At 67.2% G+C, this 19,416-nt stretch carries 6 protein-coding genes and 1 pseudogene; 6 read left to right on the top strand and 1 reads right to left on the bottom strand.

All coding sequences use genetic code 11. The features are described 5' to 3' along the window. Window positions 1–101: 101 nt before the first annotated feature. Window positions 102–4,505, bottom strand: coding sequence for a hypothetical protein (locus CA237_RS16825; RefSeq protein WP_066693052.1), 4,404 nt, complete (start codon window positions 4,503–4,505; stop codon window positions 102–104). 563 nt (window positions 4,506–5,068) lie between these two features. Between CA237_RS16825 and CA237_RS16820 the strand changes: the two genes are divergently transcribed. From CA237_RS16820 to CA237_RS16795, 6 genes and pseudogenes are all read left to right on the top strand, one after another. Then, window positions 5,069–9,841, top strand: coding sequence for a DEAD/DEAH box helicase (locus CA237_RS16820; protein WP_066693049.1), 4,773 nt, complete (start codon window positions 5,069–5,071; stop codon window positions 9,839–9,841). Window positions 9,842–10,057: 216 nt separating this feature from the next. Further along, a complete protein-coding gene (locus CA237_RS16815) occupies window positions 10,058–12,208 on the top strand; it encodes a UvrD-helicase domain-containing protein (protein ID WP_066693046.1) in 2,151 nt (716 codons plus the stop codon). Next, a complete protein-coding gene (locus tag CA237_RS16810) occupies window positions 12,205–15,411 on the top strand; it encodes a helicase C-terminal domain-containing protein (RefSeq protein ID WP_066693044.1) in 3,207 nt (1,068 codons plus the stop codon). The genes CA237_RS16815 and CA237_RS16810 overlap by 4 nt, the downstream gene beginning before the upstream one ends. Then, complete coding sequence (locus tag CA237_RS16805; protein ID WP_066693043.1) at window positions 15,411–17,303, top strand: DUF1998 domain-containing protein; 1,893 nt, start codon at window positions 15,411–15,413, stop codon at window positions 17,301–17,303. The genes CA237_RS16810 and CA237_RS16805 overlap by 1 nt, the downstream gene beginning before the upstream one ends. After that, window positions 17,291–19,030 (top strand): NERD domain-containing protein/DEAD/DEAH box helicase, encoded by a 1,740-nt coding sequence (locus CA237_RS16800; RefSeq protein ID WP_066693042.1) that lies wholly within the window; start codon window positions 17,291–17,293, stop codon window positions 19,028–19,030. The genes CA237_RS16805 and CA237_RS16800 overlap by 13 nt, the downstream gene beginning before the upstream one ends. A 94-nt stretch (window positions 19,031–19,124) precedes the next feature. After that, window positions 19,125–19,289 (top strand): annotated as a pseudogene (locus tag CA237_RS16795) (transposase); the annotation flags it as partial. Window positions 19,290–19,416: the final 127 nt, after the last annotated feature.

Raw genomic sequence — 19,416 nt, 5'->3', positions numbered from 1 at the left:
TGCCAGCACGGTTCCGCCACGCCTACAGAGGCCTCGCAGATGTCGAACTGTGACGCGGATCTGGCAAACAACCGGGATGGGTCGCTTTCCTGGCGGGCCGCTTACGTGCATCGTTTGGACCGTGCCTTGATCGATGTTCTGGTCTTCGCTGTGTTCGACTTGCGTTTGGCTCGCGCGGCCGTGCGCTTGTCCTTGAGCGGGACCACCCCGGAGACGTCGATCGCGCACACAATCGGTTGCGGACCGGTCGCGGCGCTTTCGCGCATTGCCCGTGCGCGCGCATGAAGGTGGTCCATGACGACGGAGAAGGGGACGAGTGGGTCGCCCGGTGCGATTTCCCAGCCGCCCGGGCGCGGCTGCTGGAGGACGAGGAGCAGGATGCCGCGACGCGCCGTCTCATGGCGCAGATACTGACCGCAAAGTTGAACTTCGAGCGCCGCTTCCAACTGCTTGACCGAAAGGCCATCCGCCACCTTGATCTCGATCGGCAGGTCGACACCGCCATGTCGGCTCGTTAGCGTGATGTCGGGTTCCTTTTCATCCGCGAAATGGGTCTCGCGCTGTATGGTATAGGCTTCCTTGCGCCGCTCATCGAGTTGGGTCGCGACCCATCGTTGAACCGCATTCTCGTCGGCCAGTCCCTGCAACGTATCGCCCTGCGCGAACTTGCCGTGAAGAAGATCATGCTCGATTGCCTCAAGCCTGCGCCGCGCTATCAGTTGCAGATCTTCCGTCGTGCGCGGCGCACGATCGAAACTCTGCTCGAATACGATCACGTCGGACGGCAGCCAGGCGGCTAGCACCGAATTCACCTCGGTATGTCGCTCGGCATGGATGCGCAGATGCTTGGGCTCGATCGGAAAATCGGGGATCTCCGCCATGCGCCGGATCGCGGCCTGTGTGGCTTCGCCGGGCGTCTTCAGTAGCCTGTCGAAGATCATATGCCGCGCGTCCTGCGCCTCATCGCGCAATCCCGGGGAATAGACCTTGCCGTTCGCGCGCACGATGTCGTCCGCGGGCCGGACACCCTCGAACGCAATGATGAGCAATTGCTCGAGCCGCTCGGCGGAAAGAGGCAGTGGCGGTGCTACGGTGCGATTGAACCGGCCACCGAACAGCCGCGGCAACAAAGTGCAGCACAAGGCGGTCTGGTCCTGACCGTCGAGCATGCTCATTTTCTCGCGCAGCCGGTCGACGGCACAATCGCCCTCCAGCGCGAAGAGAAGCAGCAGATAATAGGCTGCGACCACGGGGTCGGTCGCCGCCGTCGCGCGCGCTTCGGCCAGCTCCGCCAATCCCTCGGACAGGAAAGGCTGCGCTTGGATCAGCACCGAGACGATCTTCTCGAGCGCCACGGCTGCCAGATCGTCATGGTCGCGCAGATAATCGATCAGGTCCGGAACCAGCAGCCGGGCAAGCACGCCATCGGCATATTCCAGCCGGTCGAGCATCCCGTGGTCCACCTCATTGACCCGGTCGAGCTGCGCGCGAGACGCCCGCCACAATACCGAGCGCACGGCCTCGGGATGCGCCTGGCTGAGCGGTACGAGATAGTCAGGAAAGCCGTTGAGCTCGATCACGGCCAGCCGCGCCGCCTGCGCGGCGCAGGCTGGATCGAGCTGCTCCGCCCAGTTCGGGACCGTGGCTGCCGCCAGCGACATGCCGGTCAATGCCATGATGTCGAAGCTCGTGACCGTGCGGCGCTGGGCGGCCTCTTCGACGGTTCCGACCGGAGTGCGCTTATAGGCGAACGCCATCAAAGCCTCGCCGAAGCGTCTTGTCATCTCCGGCCCGAACACCGGCTCGACCACATCGAGGCTGTCGATCGAGTAGCGCGAGCGGGACTGGGTCCGCCAGGAGAGGAACTGCCAGAGATGATAGAGGCGCGAGTCTACGGTCTCGTCGGTCTGAGGCGACAAGCTGTCGAAGAAGTTCGGATCGTCACGGAGCTTGTTGATGAGCTTGACCCAGCTCTGATCGCGCGCTTCAGCTTGGTGTTCATTGCGCTTCCGCGCCGCTTCGAACCCAGCCATTCGCTCGACCATCTCGGGCGTCTCAGGCGGCGGCGACCGCCAGGCCGCAAGCTGGGCTGAGAGCTCCGCATCGTCGGCGACGGCGTCGACGATGCGCTGCATGTCTCTGTCGGTGCCCCCGAAATCCCGCCAGAGCGTATGCGCCGCGCGGAGCGCCGTCAGCCGATCCTGCCGGTCGGTTCGCTCGCGCATATCGAGGAGGAGCCAGTCGATGTCGGCGAGACTCAGCAGCACCGGCCATCCGAGATGCTGGACGAACCAGATGTTGAGCTCGCCATCGTCACGCGCATAGGGATGCGTGCGTAGCCGCACGATCGACCGCCAGAGCGACGTGCGGCGCCGCCCCGGCGATGCACCAAATGCCTCGCCCAGCGCCTTGAAGCTTGCCTCGGACCCGATCCGACGGTGCGATTCGTGCAGCAGTAGGAAGAGATCCGTGACGACATCTGGGATGTCCGACGGATGATAGTCGAGGAGATGAAGCGCCGCGCTGGCTGCCATCTGCGAGAAGGCCTCGCGAAACGGCTTGTCGTCGTCGACCGTGTCGCCGCTGAAATCGCCGGACCGAGCGACGACTTCCGTCAGGAAACGGTGCAAGTCTTCCCGGCGCGTCAAGCCCGCCGGCAGCTCACTGCCCAGCGGCAGTATGGTCGCAATGTCGTCCTCGCCCGTGACCCCGGCATTGTCGATCAACGCGAAGAATGCCTCAACATCGATCTCCTCCGGGAACAGCGCGTCCAGGGCCTGGAGAATGATCGAGCGTGAGAGATCGGACCCATGCTCCACAACGTGCCGTGCATAGGCGGTGCGATCTGCCTTCTCGCCGAGCTTCAGAAGAGCCCGGCCCGCGAGCAGCTGCGTGATCTCGTCGGTGCTGCGGTCGTAGGCAACTTGGCGCACCACGGGAAGACCGCCTTTCTGGCCGCCGAAATCGACGAGGCGCAGCAGAAGGTGCCGCGCTTCCTCATCGCCTTTGGCAATCTCCCACCAACCCGGGATATGGTCGTCGAGACCGGGATCGGCGAACCGGCGAAGCCCCTGCTCGCCGAACCAGAGCTTCTGCGGATCGATCGTCTCGACCTGCGCGAGCGCCGCCGCAAATGCTTTGACCCGCACCGGTATCGGCAACGATCCCGGATCACCATAGCGCAGAAGATTATAGGGCGACCGAGCGATGAGTGAGGCGGCGATCGCATCATTCTTGCCGGCCAGCCATGCCGACACCTCGACCATCTCCGGCCGAACCAGCCGATAGCCATAGGTATCGGCGAACAGGAGATCGCGCACCACCGCCACGGGACACCCCTCAGCGAGAAGCCATCCCAGCCAGCGCGCCAGCAAATAGCATCGCAGCGTCGCCTCATTGTCGTTGTGCAGCCGCGCCCGGCCTAGCGTCGCCGGATCAAAGACCGGGCGCCCCAGCAGCAGAAGCCGTTCGCCGTCGGGCCAGTCCGGCAGGATCTCCTCGATCGGCATCGAGCGCTCGGGAGGCGACAGGTCCAGGCCGGCGGCAGGGACCCGCACGGAATCGCGCCCGCACAGCAAAAATGCTGCTCCAATCCGGTCGATGGCGTGAGCGCCCTTGGCGAGGTCGAGCGGATCGCGCTTGCGGCGAAGCGGATCGGGATCGAGCAGTCTCGCCTTTAGGCTGGCCTCGATCATCTCCCGAAGCGAGCCGAGCCGCTTATGATCGCGCCAGAACTCCACCATCCAACCTAGGTCCATCGGCCGCGCCGCGAATTCCCAGAGGCTGCCATGATCGACGGCAGCCAGGAGAGCATCGATCGCCTCGATGCCCGAGGCACGCGCGAAGCGCTCGACCTGCCAGCGGCTGAGCGGCTCCATGACCAGGACACTGATCTCTTCGCGCACTCTTGGCGGACTTTCGTCCCGGTTCTGCAGTGTCGCGCGAACCTCGTCCGCGACATCGGTCGGCGGAGGGGGCGGCTCGGGGAGCGAGAGCCATTTCTCGACCGAGATGCGATCAGCCGTCTTATCCCAATCGGTATAACGGCTCGAGATGTAGAGATGAACGCGCTCCTCCAGCCCGGCGATTGCATCGGCCAGCTTCCGACAGGCGGCGTCGAAATGATGTCCTTGGTCCTTGGCTTCGTCGACCGAGTCCACGAACAGCCAACAAGGCGCGTCCGGGTCTGCCCGCCATTGCGCAAATCGAGCGCGGTCGGCCGGAACGAGCGACGCCTCGAGGCCGGCGTCCGCGACGTCGCGCACAGTCACCTTGAACGCAAACTTGTTCGCCTGGCGCAGCGCAGAACATTGATAGTCGAATTCGCTGGACTTGCCGCTGCCCGCCTCGGCCAGAACGATGGTGCGGCGCTTCTCCAGCAGTTCGGGCCACGCCGGCATGCCTTTCAGGTCCTCGCCGAGCAGCCCCCGGAACGGCCGGTCCTCGTCCCCTTCCTTGGTAGCCGGACGAAACCGGCGACTGAGATCGTAATGCTCCCCGAACATCTTCTTCCTATAGCGGCGCCGTCGATTCCGAACAGTGCCATGATGCTCTTTGATGTTGGTGCTGCAAGCCGCAAGCGGAGTTGATCTTGTGCGTTCGCCAAGATTTCTTCGCACCGGCATCGGATCGTTACCCGGCCTTCGGCAAGTTATGTCAGAAGAAGACATTGGGGGTGCTGATCGGAGCGTCAGGATGTGGTCGAATGCTGCCGGACGGCTTCGCGTAATCCAATGACCCAGTTCCGGACGTTCATGCTGACTTTTCAGCCCCTCAGCTTCGGACAACCGTTCGGAAACGGCTGGTTCACTCGACTCGCATCAAGTGGAACCCGTTGGCCGCTCGAACTGTATCGACCATTCGATGAGCTGCGCGATGAAGACGGTAGGATCACCACCAAAATATCACACGGCCGTCCGTCAGCGCGACCGCATGAGCCTGAACGGGCCGACGTCCGATCGCCGGCACAGCTCGGTTGATCGACTTTCGATCGAGTGTCCATGACGGCTTAACAAGCCTGCCTACATCGGTCACATTCGACGGCGCACGAAGGGGGGACAGGGGCAGAATGGCAATTGTGAACCCCGCCGCGACTAGCGGCGGCTATGATAGACTCGCACCCTTCATCGTCGAGGAGTGCGAACGCCGCATGCGGGCCTACGAGGCACAGCCGCGCGACGTCAACGAGCACTACGAGACCGAGGTGGAAGTGCTTTCCGGCGGGTACGCTTGGAGGCAGCTCTTCGAACTCGTCCAGAACGCCGCCGACGCGATCGGAGAGGCCGGGGACTCGAGCGGGCGCATCCAGATTACGCTCGAGCGCGACCGCATCGTCGCGGCGAACACCGGCGCTGCGCTGGACGAGGGCGGCATCGTCGCCCTGCTGAACGCGAGGAGCTCGTCCAAGCGCGCCGGTCAGATCGGCCGGTTCGGCATTGGCTTCAAGTCGCTCCTGAAACTCGGCGGGGCAGTCGAGATCGTCAGCCGCTCCGTCGGCCTGCGATTCGACCCCGAATGGTGCCGCACTACGATCAGGCAGCGGCTCGGACTTGAGACGGGCGCCCGCGCACCCGGCATGCGCCTCGCGGTGGCCGTGGATCCCGCCGATCCGAGCGGGCCGCTTCGACCCGACGGAGACCTCGACTGGGCGACGACGGTGGTCACCGCCGAGGTGGCGGACCCCGCCGTCCGCGAGCGGCTCGTCAGCGAGATGGTCTCCTTTCCCGCGGAGTTTCTCCTCTTCCTCGACGCCGACGTGGAACTCGTGCTCAACGTGGACGGGGGTCCGCTGCGCATCATCACGCGCAGGCACGATGGCGACCTCCTAGTCGTCGGCGACGAACAGAGCGAGACCCGCTGGCGCGTGTTCCAACGGCGGGTTCGGATCACGGATGCCGCTGCGATCGCTGACGCCCTCCATCTGCAGGCCCGCGACGAGGTGCCCCTCGCATGGGCCGTGCCGGTCGGCGGGCGTGAGGCGGCCGGACAGTTCTGGGCCTTCTTCCCCACGCAGAGCCAGACGCTCGCCGAAGGCATCCTTAACGCGCCCTGGAAGCTGAACAGCGACCGCACGGGCGTCATCAAGGGGGCGTGGAACGAGGCCCTCATGCAGGAAGCCGCGAAGCTGATGGCCGACCACATGGGCTACCTCGCGACGACTGAGGACCCGGGCATCCCGATCGGCGCGCTTCCGAGACAGCTCGAGCGGCAGGACGAGATCGCGGCCTCGCTCGTGAAGCCGCTTTGGGACCTGCTCGCTGACCGCCCAATTGTGGCGGACGGGACTGGCAGTCTCCGGCGCGCAGCCGAGCTGCTGCGGCATCCGACACAGGACGCCGAGCTGCTGCGGCGCTGGCATGGCATCGCGGGCGAGATGCGCACGGGACCGTTCGTGCACCCGACCTGCCAAGCGGGCCGGAGCCGCGGGGCGCGGCTCACCGCGCTCGCGCAGGAGGCGACCGGCCGGCGCAACAGGTCCCTTTCGGGCAGGCCCGAAGCCTTGGGGATCGTCACCGCGCCTCGTTGGCTGGAACGCGCCGCGAGCATCGACCCGACCACCGCGACAGCGCTGCTCTCGCTCGTCGGCGACGCGGCGGAGCGCAAGCTTCTCGCCCCGCAGGATCTGCGCGCCGCGGCGATCATCCCCACCGCCGGCGGGCGTCTGGCGCCGGCCGCGCTGACAATCATCACGTCCGGCAGCGCGCCGGCCGGCCTCGAGCCCGTCGCCCCGGCCGTCGTCGCAGACGAGAGATCCAAGGACGTGCTCACGCGCATCCTCGGAGTGCGGGAGATGGCGGAGGATGTCTGGGGCGACGTGCTCGCCGGCGCCTTGGCCGCCGCAAAGGCGTCGGGCGGCGACAACTGGGTCCCGTTCTGGGCGAACCTCGCGGATGCTCCTCCAGAGGCGGCGTCCGCCTTCTTGGCGAACGTGAACGCAAACGACCTTAGGTTCCGTGACAGGACGGGCGCGTTCAGGCCCCGCGACGAGCTCGTCGTCCCCTCCGTTGATGAGGCGGACGACGTGCCCAACGAGCTGGCGCTCGACCGCGACTTCCATGCACCGCACGCGTCACGGCTGCCGGCGTGGCTGCTCGCACGCCTGCCGCCGCCCGGCGTCCGGTTCGGCATCGAACTCACCGGGCGTGCGGGGCGCTTGGTCGAGGGCTACTTCAGCAACCTCCGCTCGCTCGGCTGGCCGAGGATGAAGGGCAGTCCGCGCTGGGGCAAGACGGGGGTCCTTCAAGCGAGCATCATCGACATGCCGCACGGCTGGAAGATCCTGCCCTTCGCACCCGCGGGGCTCGCGGCGGATCTGGGGAGCCAGTGCATCGCGGCGCTAAGACGGCAGACGACCGCCATCGGAGGCGACGGTGACGGTAATTTGTTCGATGCGGTGACCTTCGGTCATCTCACCCGTCGCGAGAATTACGAAGAGTTCACCGCGCCGCATCCGTTCCTCGCGATCCTTGCGGAGCATGGACGGGTGCGAATCGGCGACAGCATCGTCGCGCTGAGGGCGGCGCCGGAGGAGACGGCACTGGTGCTGGACGCCGCAGGGCTATGCGACGGAGCGGCCGTCACCGCCTTCCGTCGCGCGATGGCCGAGCCGACCGAACTCGATCCCCTCGGTCGCGGGAAGTCGGCCGATCCGACGGAGGTGGCCGGAGCCTGGTCGGCGGTGTTCTCCGCCGCCGCGCAGGTCAGGGACCGGTTCGACAGGCTGTGCCCCGTTTGGGAGGGGGCAGTCCGCGACGGGGCTGTGCCTCCGGTCGTGCCGACCCGCGACGGACCACTACCGATCGATCAGGTGTTCGTCAGCGTCGACAGAGACCAAGCCGCCAGCGCAAGTGAGGACGGACGCCTCATCACCCTGTCACCCGCCGCAGCGGACTTATGGATCGACGCCGGCGCCCGGCTGCTCGCCGAACACACCGAGACCTCCTACGACGACACGCTGGACAGGCCGGGTCCTCTTACCGGCCTATTCCCCGAGCTGTCGCCACTGTTCGCCTCGGTCACCCCGCCCGATGCGATGTGGGTCTTCGGACTGTCGGAGCGCAGCGGCTACCAGGACCGGGAGCCTCCGGTCGCCCGCGACGCGACCGGCGTGGTGCTTCTCGACCGCGACCGGATGAGCGCACTGTCTTGGGCGGACGGCGTCAAGGCGCTCGTTCAAGCGCTCCACGGCTTCGGGCTGCTCCCGACCGATCCTGCCGAGGCCATGGCCTTGCTTAGCAGCGCCCGCGCGGCCGAAGCACGTGCGAACGTGCGCTCGGAGCCCAACCTGCCGCTGCGACTGCTGCGGGCAGTCGGCGGCGATCCCGCCGTCCTCCTCGCCACCCTTCCGCAGCCGGCCGTGCGCGCGCTGTGCGGCAAGGCGGAGGCGGTGACGATCGCCGAACTCGCCATCGCGATCAACGGACCGGCCATCCTCTCCAGACTCCAAGCGGCGCTCGCCTCGTCGGGCCTGCAGCCTCCCGAGCGCTGGGGCGGCGAGAGGGCGCGGGAGTTCGCGACGGAACTGGGGTTCCCCGCTGAGTACGGGAGTAGCGTCAGCGTGAGGCGCGATCCCGAGCTGCTGGTCTCAGGCCCTGCTCCTCTGCCGAACCTGCACGACTACCAGCACGACATCCTCGCCTCACTTCGCGAGCTCATTGAGAGCGGACGGGGAAGACGGCGCGCGGTCGTAAGCCTGCCTACCGGGGGCGGCAAGACGAGGGTGGCTGCGGAAGCCGTCGTGAGGCTCGTCCTCAACGGCGAGGGCGAGCGGAGCGCGCTGTGGGTCGCGCAGACGGACGAGCTGTGCGAGCAGGCCGTGCAGTGCTTCCGGCAGCTCTGGTCCAACCTCGGCCGGGAGGGGCAAGATCTCAGGGTCGCGAGGCTCTGGGCCGGCCAGCCGGACCCACGCCCTCCGGCCGCGGACGAGCCGGTCGTCGTCGTGGCGAGCATTCAGACGCTGAACCTGCGGTTCGACGTGCGCGGTCTAGAATGGCTAAGCCGCCCCGGGGTCGTCGTGATCGACGAGTGTCACCACGCTATCGCGCCAAGCTACAGCTCGCTACTGCGCTGGCTCGACGTGCAGACTGGGACCGAGACCGCCCGGGACCGGGAGCCGCCCGTGCTAGGGCTGAGCGCTACCCCGTGGCGTGGTCGCGACGAGGACGAGTCCGCACGTCTCGCCGCTCGCTTTGATCGACGATGGCTGCCGCGTGACCAAGCGGGCCTGCACGACGCCCTAAGGCGGCGCGGCGTGCTCGCGGAGATGCGTTACAGCCCGATCAGATACGACCGGCCCGTCGAGCTGAGCGAGGCGGAGCGACGTCACTTTGACCAGTATGGGGAGCTGCCGGAGCACGTTATCGAACGGATCGGACACGACAGGGAGCGCAACGACCTGATCTTCGAGCACGTGCTCGCCAGCCAAGCCTCCTCCATCCTCCTGTTCGCCAATTCCGTAGCCCACGGCCAGTACCTAGCGGCGCGGCTCCACCTCGCCGGCTGCCCGGCGGCGGCGGTCAGTGGGGAGACGGACCGCCTCGCCCGTCAGCACTTCATCCGACGCTTCCGGGAGGGCGAGCTCAGAGTCCTCTGCAACCACTCGGTGCTCACCACGGGCTTCGATGCACCCAAGTCGGACATGATCCTGATCTCGCGACCGGTATTCAGTGCGGTCCGATACATGCAGATGGTCGGGCGCGGTCTGCGGGGGCCGGCGAACGGAGGCACGCCGCACTGCGAAGTGGCGACCGTAGAGGACAACATCCTCACCTACCGCGACCGGCTGGCCTACCACTTTTGCAGGCAGTTCTTCGAAGCCGGGCGGGAGCGGGCGGCGGCATGAGCCCGCGGATCCACCACTATATTCGACGCGCATCTATGCTTCCGGAAGCGCGCCCGCCGTGGCAGGCGGCGGGCGTGAGTAAGTCGGGAAAGGGGACTGCCCGACGTCGCGATCGCCCTGCCTCAAGCAGGCACTCGTCGCCTCCCGGCTTACACGACCGGATGGCAGCCACTTGCGTTTCCCTTACAGCCGGCTAGCCTGCGAACGGGAGGGATCATGAGCACTGTGCAGGTCGCCGTCGAGAAGGCGGGCAAGCTCATAGAGACGGTGGAACGTCCGCTCCGGGAAGCCAAGGGCGGACCTGCGGTGATGTATCGTCGTCACCTCTGGCGCCTGCACGAGGGCCGGATCGAGATCAATGGAACTCCACTCGACAACGAGGCGGACGGACCACGGCAGCCGCGCGTCAACAGGCCCGAGCCGGAGGCTCCTCCGGACGACACGGCGGTCCGCAATTGCATCGCAGGAGCCTCGGCTTCAGCACGGATGCTGGTCGACGCGGGTCCGGGTACCGGCAAGACGGAGATCGCGGCCCGGCGGCTCGCGGGGCTCGTCAGACGGGAGCTCTCGCCCTCGCAGCTTCTCGTCCTGAGCTTCTCGCGCAGCGCGGTGCGAACACTGACCCAGCGCATCGGAAGGATCGGCGAAACTGACGCGCGCGTCGTCGAAGAGCTTCGCCACCTATCGATCAGGACCTTCGACTCTTGGGCGTTCAGGATGCTCCGCCTGCTTGGCGAAGCGCCCCAAACGCTTATCACCCGACCACACGACCACAACATTGCCGCGCTCACCGAACTCATGGGAGGCGATCGCCGGGACGACGTGCGCCGCTTCATCGGCGACCGGCGGCACATCGTCGTGGACGAGTTCCAAGACCTGCCCGGTGTTCGCGGCGACCTCGTCCTGGCGCTTCTCGCCCTTCTGGCGCCCCGGGGCCAAGAAGGCTGCGGATTCACGATTCTCGGTGACCCGGCGCAGGCGATCTACGGCTTCGCCAGCGGCGCACGCGAGGATGGAACCCCCTTCCCGACGCCGAAACAGTATTGGGACGAGGTAGGCCGGCTCTACGACGGCGAGCTCACGCATGGGTCACTGGTCAGGAACCACCGGGCGGAGGCATCCCTCGCACAAACGTCGTCGAGCCTTAGAACCGTCCTACTCGGCGACCGTCCCGAACGGGAGAAGCTCCGGGTAATGCTGGCCGCGATCTCGGCGCTGCCGGAGCCAGCGAAGCCGCTGGGGCGCGGCCTGCTGGAGGCCGCCACGGGAGGCAGCCGCGCGATACTGACGCAGACCAACGGGGAGGCGCTACGGGTGCTGCAGGCACTCTACGGCCAAGAAACTGAAGCCACGGCGGTCCCCGTCCGGCTGCACGCCGGCAGGCACACCGCGCTGCCGCCCGCGTGGATCGGAGCGCTGCTCAGGAAGGCGCGGTCCACTTCGGTACCGCGATCGCAGTTCGGCCGCATCCACACCCATCTCGCAGATGCTTGGGGTAAGGAGGGTTGCGCACGGCTGGGATTGCCGGTCGAGGAGGTGGCTTGGCTGCGGCTCGCGCGTGCGAGCGGGGCCGCCGAGGACGCCAACGCCATCGACATGGCCCAGCTTCGCGACCGCCTCACGTGGCCCGACGCCTTCCCAGACGACCAGCCCGTCGCCGAGGGCGGCGTGATCGTCACGACCGTCCACCAGTCCAAGGGCATGGAGTTCGACGCCGTCACCCTGCTCGAGCCGAAAGAGCGCCAGAAGCGAGACGACGGCGTGGAAGATGATCCGGGGGAGCGGGCCAGCGTCGCTTACGTTGGCATGACACGGGCCGGACGGACGCTCGAACGCGCACCCGCGGGTCAGATCTACCGCGTCCCTGTCCATTGGGATTTCGCCGACGGGCGCCGGCGGCTGTCATGCTGGCGCAAGCGGTGGATCAACATGGAGATGGGGCTGCGCGGCGACATCGACCCGCTCGGCTTCGCGGATCCCGAACTGCTAGGAGGAGCTGAAGGCGTGGAGGCGCTGCAGGCACTTCTCTTGACTGAGGCCGCCACCCTGCCGGGGCGTAAGGTCATGCTCTGCAAGCATCGGGCCGGCGACCATGCCGAGTGGCACATCCATCTCCAGGAGGGCAACAAGCCGGGCAGGCTGCTCGGCCGGACCGCCAACCAGCTCTCGAAGGATCTGCTGAAGGTGCTGCACAAGAAAGGCTACAAGCTGCCGCCCACGATCCTGAACCTCAGGATTTCGTCGGTCGGCACGGTCTCCGCCGGCGACACTGACCGGCTTGGCGAACCGGAGCGCACGAGCGGACTGTGGCTTGGCGTCGGACTCTTCGGCACCGGCGATTTCCAAACGTGGAAGGACAAGGATTGACCCGCCTCGACCACCGACCGGTCCGCAGCGACCTCGTGTCCACCGCGACCGCTCTCCTGCTCGGCCCGCTAGCCGACGACGAGGAGATCGCCTCCGCGCCCGTCGACACCTATCTCACCGGCATCCTCTGGCCGGAGGGCGAGATCCTTGGTGCGATCGAGGACGACCAAGACGACGGTGCGCCGCAGGAGATGGACGGCGAGGCCGATGCCGGCGTGCCCGGATACCGGGCCGTCAGGCCATGCTCGCTCGGCCTGACCTTCGCCGCCGACGAGCAGGCTACCATCTTGGTCTCGACCGCGCGAACCGCGCGCTACGTAGCTATTGAGCGCGAACCGCTGAAGGAGGGCGGAAAACCCAGACGCATGTGGTTGAGGCGACAGCTCGACTACCGGCTCGAGATCGCGCCCGGCGCGGCCGGGACGTGGCGGGTCCACCAGTTCTCCGGAGCCGACGGCGCGCCGGTCTCCGATCCCTCCGTCTGTCTGCACGTCAGGCGGCGGATCACCGACGGCCGGCAGGTGCTGACACTGACCCTCATCAACAGGGCGCAGCCGACCGAAGACCGAATGCGCGACGAGTTCTGCCTGCTCCAGTCGGGACTGGAGGTGAAGGCGCTCGCGGCGGACGGCGGCGGGGCGATCAGGCCACGGCCCGCGCCCGCAACGGTCGGGGCGGACGAGGACGCGCTCTCAGCGACCCTCCTTTACCGCGACGTGCTCGAATACGCCGCCGGTCACGGAGTGGCCGTCGAGTGGGAGCCGTCCGAGCAGCGCCGAGTGGCACGTCTCGAGACCGCCTGGATGCCCGCCGCGCTGGTCAAGGGCATGAGCGCATCCGGCCACGGGTCGCTCCGGGATTTCCTCGGCCGGCACGAGCAGGCGCTCTCCGCCTCGTGGCTCTCACGAGAGGAAGGGCGTGAAGAGGTTCTGGCGGCGCTGGAGGACTTCGCCACCACCTACGAGGCGTGGATCGACAGCACGCTGGCAGTCCGGGTCACGACGTTCGAAGGGGATCTGGGGGACGCAGCCGAGCGCAACCTCCAGCGCTGCCGCGACGCGCTCCGCCGGATCAGGGCGGGCATCGCCACGCTCCGGACCGACCGCCACGCGTGGCGCGCGTTCACGCTCTCCAACGAGGCGATGGACCGGCAGTCCCGGTTCGCCTCAAAAGCGGACCGGGCCGGTCCGCTGACCTGGCGCCCGTTCCAGCTGGCCTACATCCTCATGGTGCTTCCAGGGCTGGTCGACGGGTCGGATCCGGATCGCGATCATGTCGACCTTCTGTGGTTCCCTACCGGCGGCGGCAAGACTGAGGCGTATCTGGGGCTGACCGCCTTCCAGATCCTGCACCGCCGGCTCACGAGCGAGCGCCGCCGCGAGGAGGGCGGCGTCGACGTGCTGATGCGCTACACGTTGAGGCTGCTCACCGTGCAGCAGTTCCAGCGGGCCGCCGCACTGATCTGCGCGTGCGACGCGATCCGGATCGAGCGCGCCGACCTAGGCGAGGCGCCGATCAGCCTCGGGCTCTACGTCGGAGGCGACGCCACTCCGAACCGCACGGGCGATGCGATGAACGCGCTTGACCTCGAGCACGACTACCAGAAGCCCAAGTCCACGCCGCGGCAGCTCCTCGACTGCCCCGTTTGCGGGAGCGGGCTGGACGCCGGCTGCTACTCGCGCGCGCCCTCCGATTCCGGCATCGAGATCCGTTGTGCCAACGCCCGGTGCGCGAGCAGAGGCGAACCGCTGCCGGTCATGACGGTCGACGACTTCATCTACGACGCTCCGCCGAGCCTTCTTATCGGCACAATCGACAAGTTCGCGCAGCTTCCGAGGAGGCGCGACCTGCGTGCACTCTTCGGACTCGATGGTGGCACTAGGCCGGGTCTCATCATCCAAGACGAGCTGCATCTTATATCCGGCCCGCTCGGTTCCATGGCGGGTCTATACGAGACTGTCGTCGACTTGCTCTGCACGGAAGATGGCGTCAGGCCGAAGGTGATCGGATCGACCGCGACCATCGGGCAGGCGTCGCGTCAGGTGCGGGCCCTGTTCGACCGGCCGGTGCTGCAGTTCCCGCCATCCGGCTTCGAGGCCGGCGACTCGTTCTTCGCAGTGCGCGACGAGACGGGTGCCGACCGGCTCTACCTAGGCCTGTGCTCCGCGGGACGAAGCCCCAAGTTCGCCCTGCAGGCGGCTGCGGCCGCGCTGCTCCAAGGCATCGCGCATCTCGTCGAGAACGGGGCCAAGCCGCCGCTCGCCGATCCCTTCTGGACAAGCGTGCTGTACTTCAACAGCCTTCGCGAGCTGGGCGGCGCGCACGTCCTCCTGCAGGATGACATTCCACGCCAGATCGCCTTCCTCGCCAGCAGGCTCGGGTCTAGGCCGAGGCGCCTCGAAACCGACGCCATTGAGCTTAGCAGCCGAGTCTCGTCCCGCGATCTTCCGGCCTACCTCAATGAGCTCGCCAATCCGCTGCCCGACGGGTCTGACCCGTTCGATCCCGAGCCCCGCGACGCCGTGCTCGCCTCCAACATGATATCGGTCGGCGTGGACGTGTCGCGGCTCGGGCTCATGCTTGTGAACGGCCAGCCAAAGTCCACGGCGGAGTACATCCAGGCCAGCAGCCGCGTGGGGCGCGGCATCGACGGGCTGGTGCTGACCCTCTACAATTTTGGTCGTCCTCGCGACGTGTCACACTTCGAGCACTTCCTCTCCTACCACGGAGCGCTCTACCGCAGCGTGGAGGCGACCAGCGTCACCCCGTGGGCGCCGCGCGCACGTGACAAAGCGCTACACGCGGTAGTCGCGGCCGCCGTAAGACACCTGAGCGCCGGAATGGACGACGATGACGCGGCAGCCGCCTTCGATCCGGAGGCTCCGGACGTCGGGCCGCTGATCGCCGCGATCCGCTCCCGGGCGGCATCCGCGTCGCTGGGCATTGAGGCGGCCGAATCGGCCGATGACGTGAACGCCATCGTCGCCGAATGGGCGGCGCGCAGCCAGAACGCGCAGGCCTCAGGCACGGATCTAGTCTACTGGAAGAGGGCGGCGCCCTACGGGCGAACCAAGCCGCACCTCATGACCTCCGCCGAGGAGGGCAGCCAGCCCGGAGCCCTCGCTTGGACCACGCCGAACTCCATGCGGGAGGTGGAGCCCTCGACCGCCTTCGCCCTCAAGACCGTGACCAGGAGAATGTGATGGCCAGACGGCCCCGCTTCGCGCCCGCACCGGCCGCCACGGACGCCATCGAGCCGATCGGCAGCGTCCGGCGCTCACAGCTCGTCTCGACCTTCGGGATCGGCGCGATCGTCGATCTCGAAAAGGGATCGTTCATGCCGATGGGGCTCGAGGACTGGGAGCGGGTGAACTCGCTCCCGGCGCTGCGCATCGGCGAGGAGAGGCTCCAGTCCATGCTCGGCGTCAGCCACTTCCGGCTGGGACCCGTGAAGGAGCAGCTCGCGGGTACCACACAGGTGCGCGCGCGCAGCGCGGCGCCGGCAGTCAGGTTCCCAGAGTGGCACGAGTGTCCCAAGTGCCACCGAATCGGGAAGGAGGGCGCTCCCTTCGAGCTCGCCGACGACGGCGCGCGGTTGCGTTGCACGGCGCACGGGAACGCCACCACTTACACCAGTCCCGTCAGGTTCGTCGTCGCGTGCAGAAAGGGCCACCTCAGCGACTTCCCGTGGGAGTGGTGGGCGCACAGGGGGCGGCAGGAGGGCGTCTGCCAGCGACCGCTCCTGAAGCTCGGGTCGCATGGGCAGTCTGCCTCGCTCGCCGACCTCTACGTCACCTGCGAGGGCTGCGGCACGGCCGAGCGGCCGACGCGGGAGTCGCTCGGCTCCGCCTTCGGCGCCGACGCGCTCGGCGGCTGGAGGTGCGACGGCTTCCGGCCTTGGCTGCACGACCGGCAGGCCGACTGCCGCGAGCCGGTCCGCGCCCTGCAGCGCGGTGCGTCCAACATACACTTCGGCGTCGTCGGTTCGGCGCTCTCGATCCCGCCGGCATCCGAGGCGCTGAACCTACTCATCGAGCAGTCTAGGATGTTCCTCGACGGCGTTCCCGACGCCGCGCTGCCATCGGTGCTCGCGGGCGTCTCGCAGACCTACGGCGTGCCGGTCGCACAGCTCCTCGCCGCCTACAGGCGGGTCCGGGCGATCGAGGAGGGCGGACCGGCGCTCACGGAACGGGCTGCGCGCGAGCAGGAATACGACGCGCTGTCGCAGGATAGGAACGATCCCATCGTGGGCGGCATCGTCCCGCAATTCCAGAACGAGGCACTGACTCCTCCTCCAGCTCTGGCGAACTGGTTCGATCTGATCGGGGCCGCCTCGAGACTGCGGGAGGTGCGCGCGCTCGCCGGCTTCTCGCGGATCGAACCGCACCCGGTGAGCGCCGAGCGCGTCGCCGAGGCCATCGCCCAAGGGAAGGTCTCGCCGCTCTCCAAGACTCCACGCTCGTGGCTGCCAGGCGCGGAGATCAGAGGCGAGGGCATATTTCTCCGCTTCCGGACCGAAGCGGTCGACAAGTGGATCGCCGCCAGTCCCGGTGCGGTGGAGCGCGCAAACATCTTGGAGGCACGCAGCAGGCGGATCGCGGAGCAGCGGGGATACGAGCGCGACTACACCATCACGGCGCGCCTACTGCTCGTTCACTCGTTCGCGCACGCCTTGATCCGCCAGATCTCGGTGGAATGCGGCTACTCGGCTTCAGCGCTCCGGGAACGCCTCTACGTCTCGGACTCGAACCGGATCATGAACGGCGTGCTCGTATACACAGGCTCACCCGACTCCGAGGGTAGTCTCGGAGGACTGGTGCGTCTCGCGGAGCCGGAGCTGCTCGAGCCGATCATCTTGCGGACACTCGCGAACGCGGGGTGGTGCGGAAGCGACCCTGTCTGCCTAGAGACAGACCCAAAGCAATCAGGGGACCGGGTGAGCGGTGCGGCATGCCACTGCTGCCTACTTCTGCCGGAGACCGCCTGCGAGCGCTTCAACCGCGAGCTCGACCGCGCCGTGCTGGTGGGCGACGCCGAGAGCACCTTCGAGGGCTTCTTCGGCCCGATCGCTCCGGAGGCCTCATGGCAGTCCTGATCCCCGACGTCCCCGACAAGTGTCCCAACAGCGAGCGGCTCGTCTACGAGCGGCTCGGGCGCGAGCTTCCGGATGATTGGGTGGTGCTGCACTCGCTCGGCCTGCCGGGGCACGAGACCAAGATCTGGGGCGAAGCCGACATGATCGTGCTCTCCACCCTTGGCGTGTTCGCGCTCGAGGTGAAGGGCGGCAAGGTGTCCTGCTCGGATGGGGTCTGGACCTTCTCCGGCGACTTCAGGAGCTACAGCAAGCGCGAGAGCCCTTGGACGCAGGCGTCCGGAGCGATGAACGCCGTCAAGTCGAGGCTCCAAGAGGCGAACGGATCTTTCAAGGACGCGCTGTTCGGCTTCGGGGTCGTGATGCCCTACACCGAATTCAGGCAAACCGGCGCCGAAATCGTTCCGGAGGTGCTGCTAGACAAGCGTCAGTTCCGCGACACGCTAGGCCACTACATCTCGGCCCTGCAGAGGCACTGGCACGAGGTCTGCGCCGACAAGCACGGCAGGAACTACCGCGGGCTCAGGCCGGACGAGATTCGGCTCGCCCGCCAGATCCTTCGCCCGGACCTTGAGACGGCGCTCAGCTTGGGCGGCTACCTGACTGGCGTCGACGCGCGACTGCTCTACCTGTCCAACGAGCAGATCCGCGCCTCGCGCCGGCTCGCGGCCAATCCCCGGACCGTCGTCCGCGGACCGGCCGGCACCGGGAAGTCGGTGATCGCGCTCGAGCGTGCCCGCCAGCTCGCGGCCGGCGGCAAGCGCGTCCTCATGCTGTGCTTCAACCAGCTGCTCGCCAGCCATGTCCGGCAGGGGCTCGCGGCGGAGGCCGACGGCCCGAAGCCGGAAGTCCGCCACGTCCACGCGCTTTACCACGAGCTAATTAGAGCCGCGGGCATGCTCGACCGCCTAGACGCGGAGAATGCGGAGCATCCCAATTTCTTCCCGCGCCGGTTCCCCGAGATCGCGGCCGAGGCTCTGTGCGAGCGCGCCACCGAGCGTTGGGACGTGGTCGTGCTGGACGAGGCCCAAGATCTACTCACGCCCGAGCATCTCGACGTGATCGACCTCTTAGTCGAGGACGGGCTAAGGCGCGGCCGATGGCACTTCTTCCTCGACCCGCTCCAGAACATCTACGGAGTCGAGACGCAGGACGCTGTTGAGCAGCGGCTCGCGGAGGGCGCACCCGCGTTCGACGACCTGTTCGAGAACTGCCGGAACACGCGGCAGGTCGCGGTACAAGCCTCGATCACGTCCGGCATCGACCTCGCGGTCGCGGGGGCGCCGGACGGCCCGCAGTGCCAAGTCCACTACCATGCCGGCGGAGACGACGGCGTCGCGCGGCTGGACGCGATCGTCCGCGAGCTCATCGCGCGCGACGTGCCGTCGCGCGACATAGCGATCCTCTCGACCCGGCGGCATGAGAACTCGATGCTCGCCGGCCGCCGTGAGATCGCGGGCCGAAAGCTCGCCGAGCCGGTCGACGAAGCGGCGCTGAAGGCCGGCGCGCTGCTCTTCACTACGATGCATTCCTTCAAGGGGCTCGAGCGGCAGGTCGTGATCGCCATCGACATGGAGGAGGTGGGGCACGACCGATGGGCCATGCTCCACTACGCGGGGCTGTCTCGCGCGCGGGGACTGCTCCATCTCCTTCTACCGACAACGGCACGGAAGGCATATGAGCGGCAAGCAGAGGCCTTCGGACGCCGTCTTCAGCAACGGGTCGCCTGAAACAGGGCGGAACTACCAGCCGAGGGCGACGCTCGAGTCAGGACCCATTGATGTGAGCGTTGCGATCTGATTCAGACTCCGCAACGAAACCGGAATGGGTGACCTGTTTTGGCTGACGGATGAGCAGGTCGAGCGGCTTCGGCCGTTCTTCTCAAAAAGCAATGGCAAGCCTCGGGTGGATGACAGGCGTGTGTTGAGCGGCATTGTGTTCGTCAACCGGAACGGCCTGCGCTGGAGCGATGCATTCAGCGCCTATGGGGTAAGCGTGGCGTGAGGACCGCAGTTTATGCGGCTTGGGCTGTTGGCTGATCTGTCTGGGGCACCCAGTTCCACGGCATCAGCTCGTCCCAGCGGGTGGCGGGCCAGTCGCCGGCGACCCTGGCGAT

The organism is Sphingomonas sp. ABOLH (assembly GCF_003951715.1).
In the GTDB taxonomy this organism is placed as follows: domain Bacteria; phylum Pseudomonadota; class Alphaproteobacteria; order Sphingomonadales; family Sphingomonadaceae; genus Sphingomonas; species Sphingomonas hankookensis_A.
Note: the sequence above shows the minus strand (reverse complement) of the source record. Positions and strands in the feature narration are given on the sequence as shown.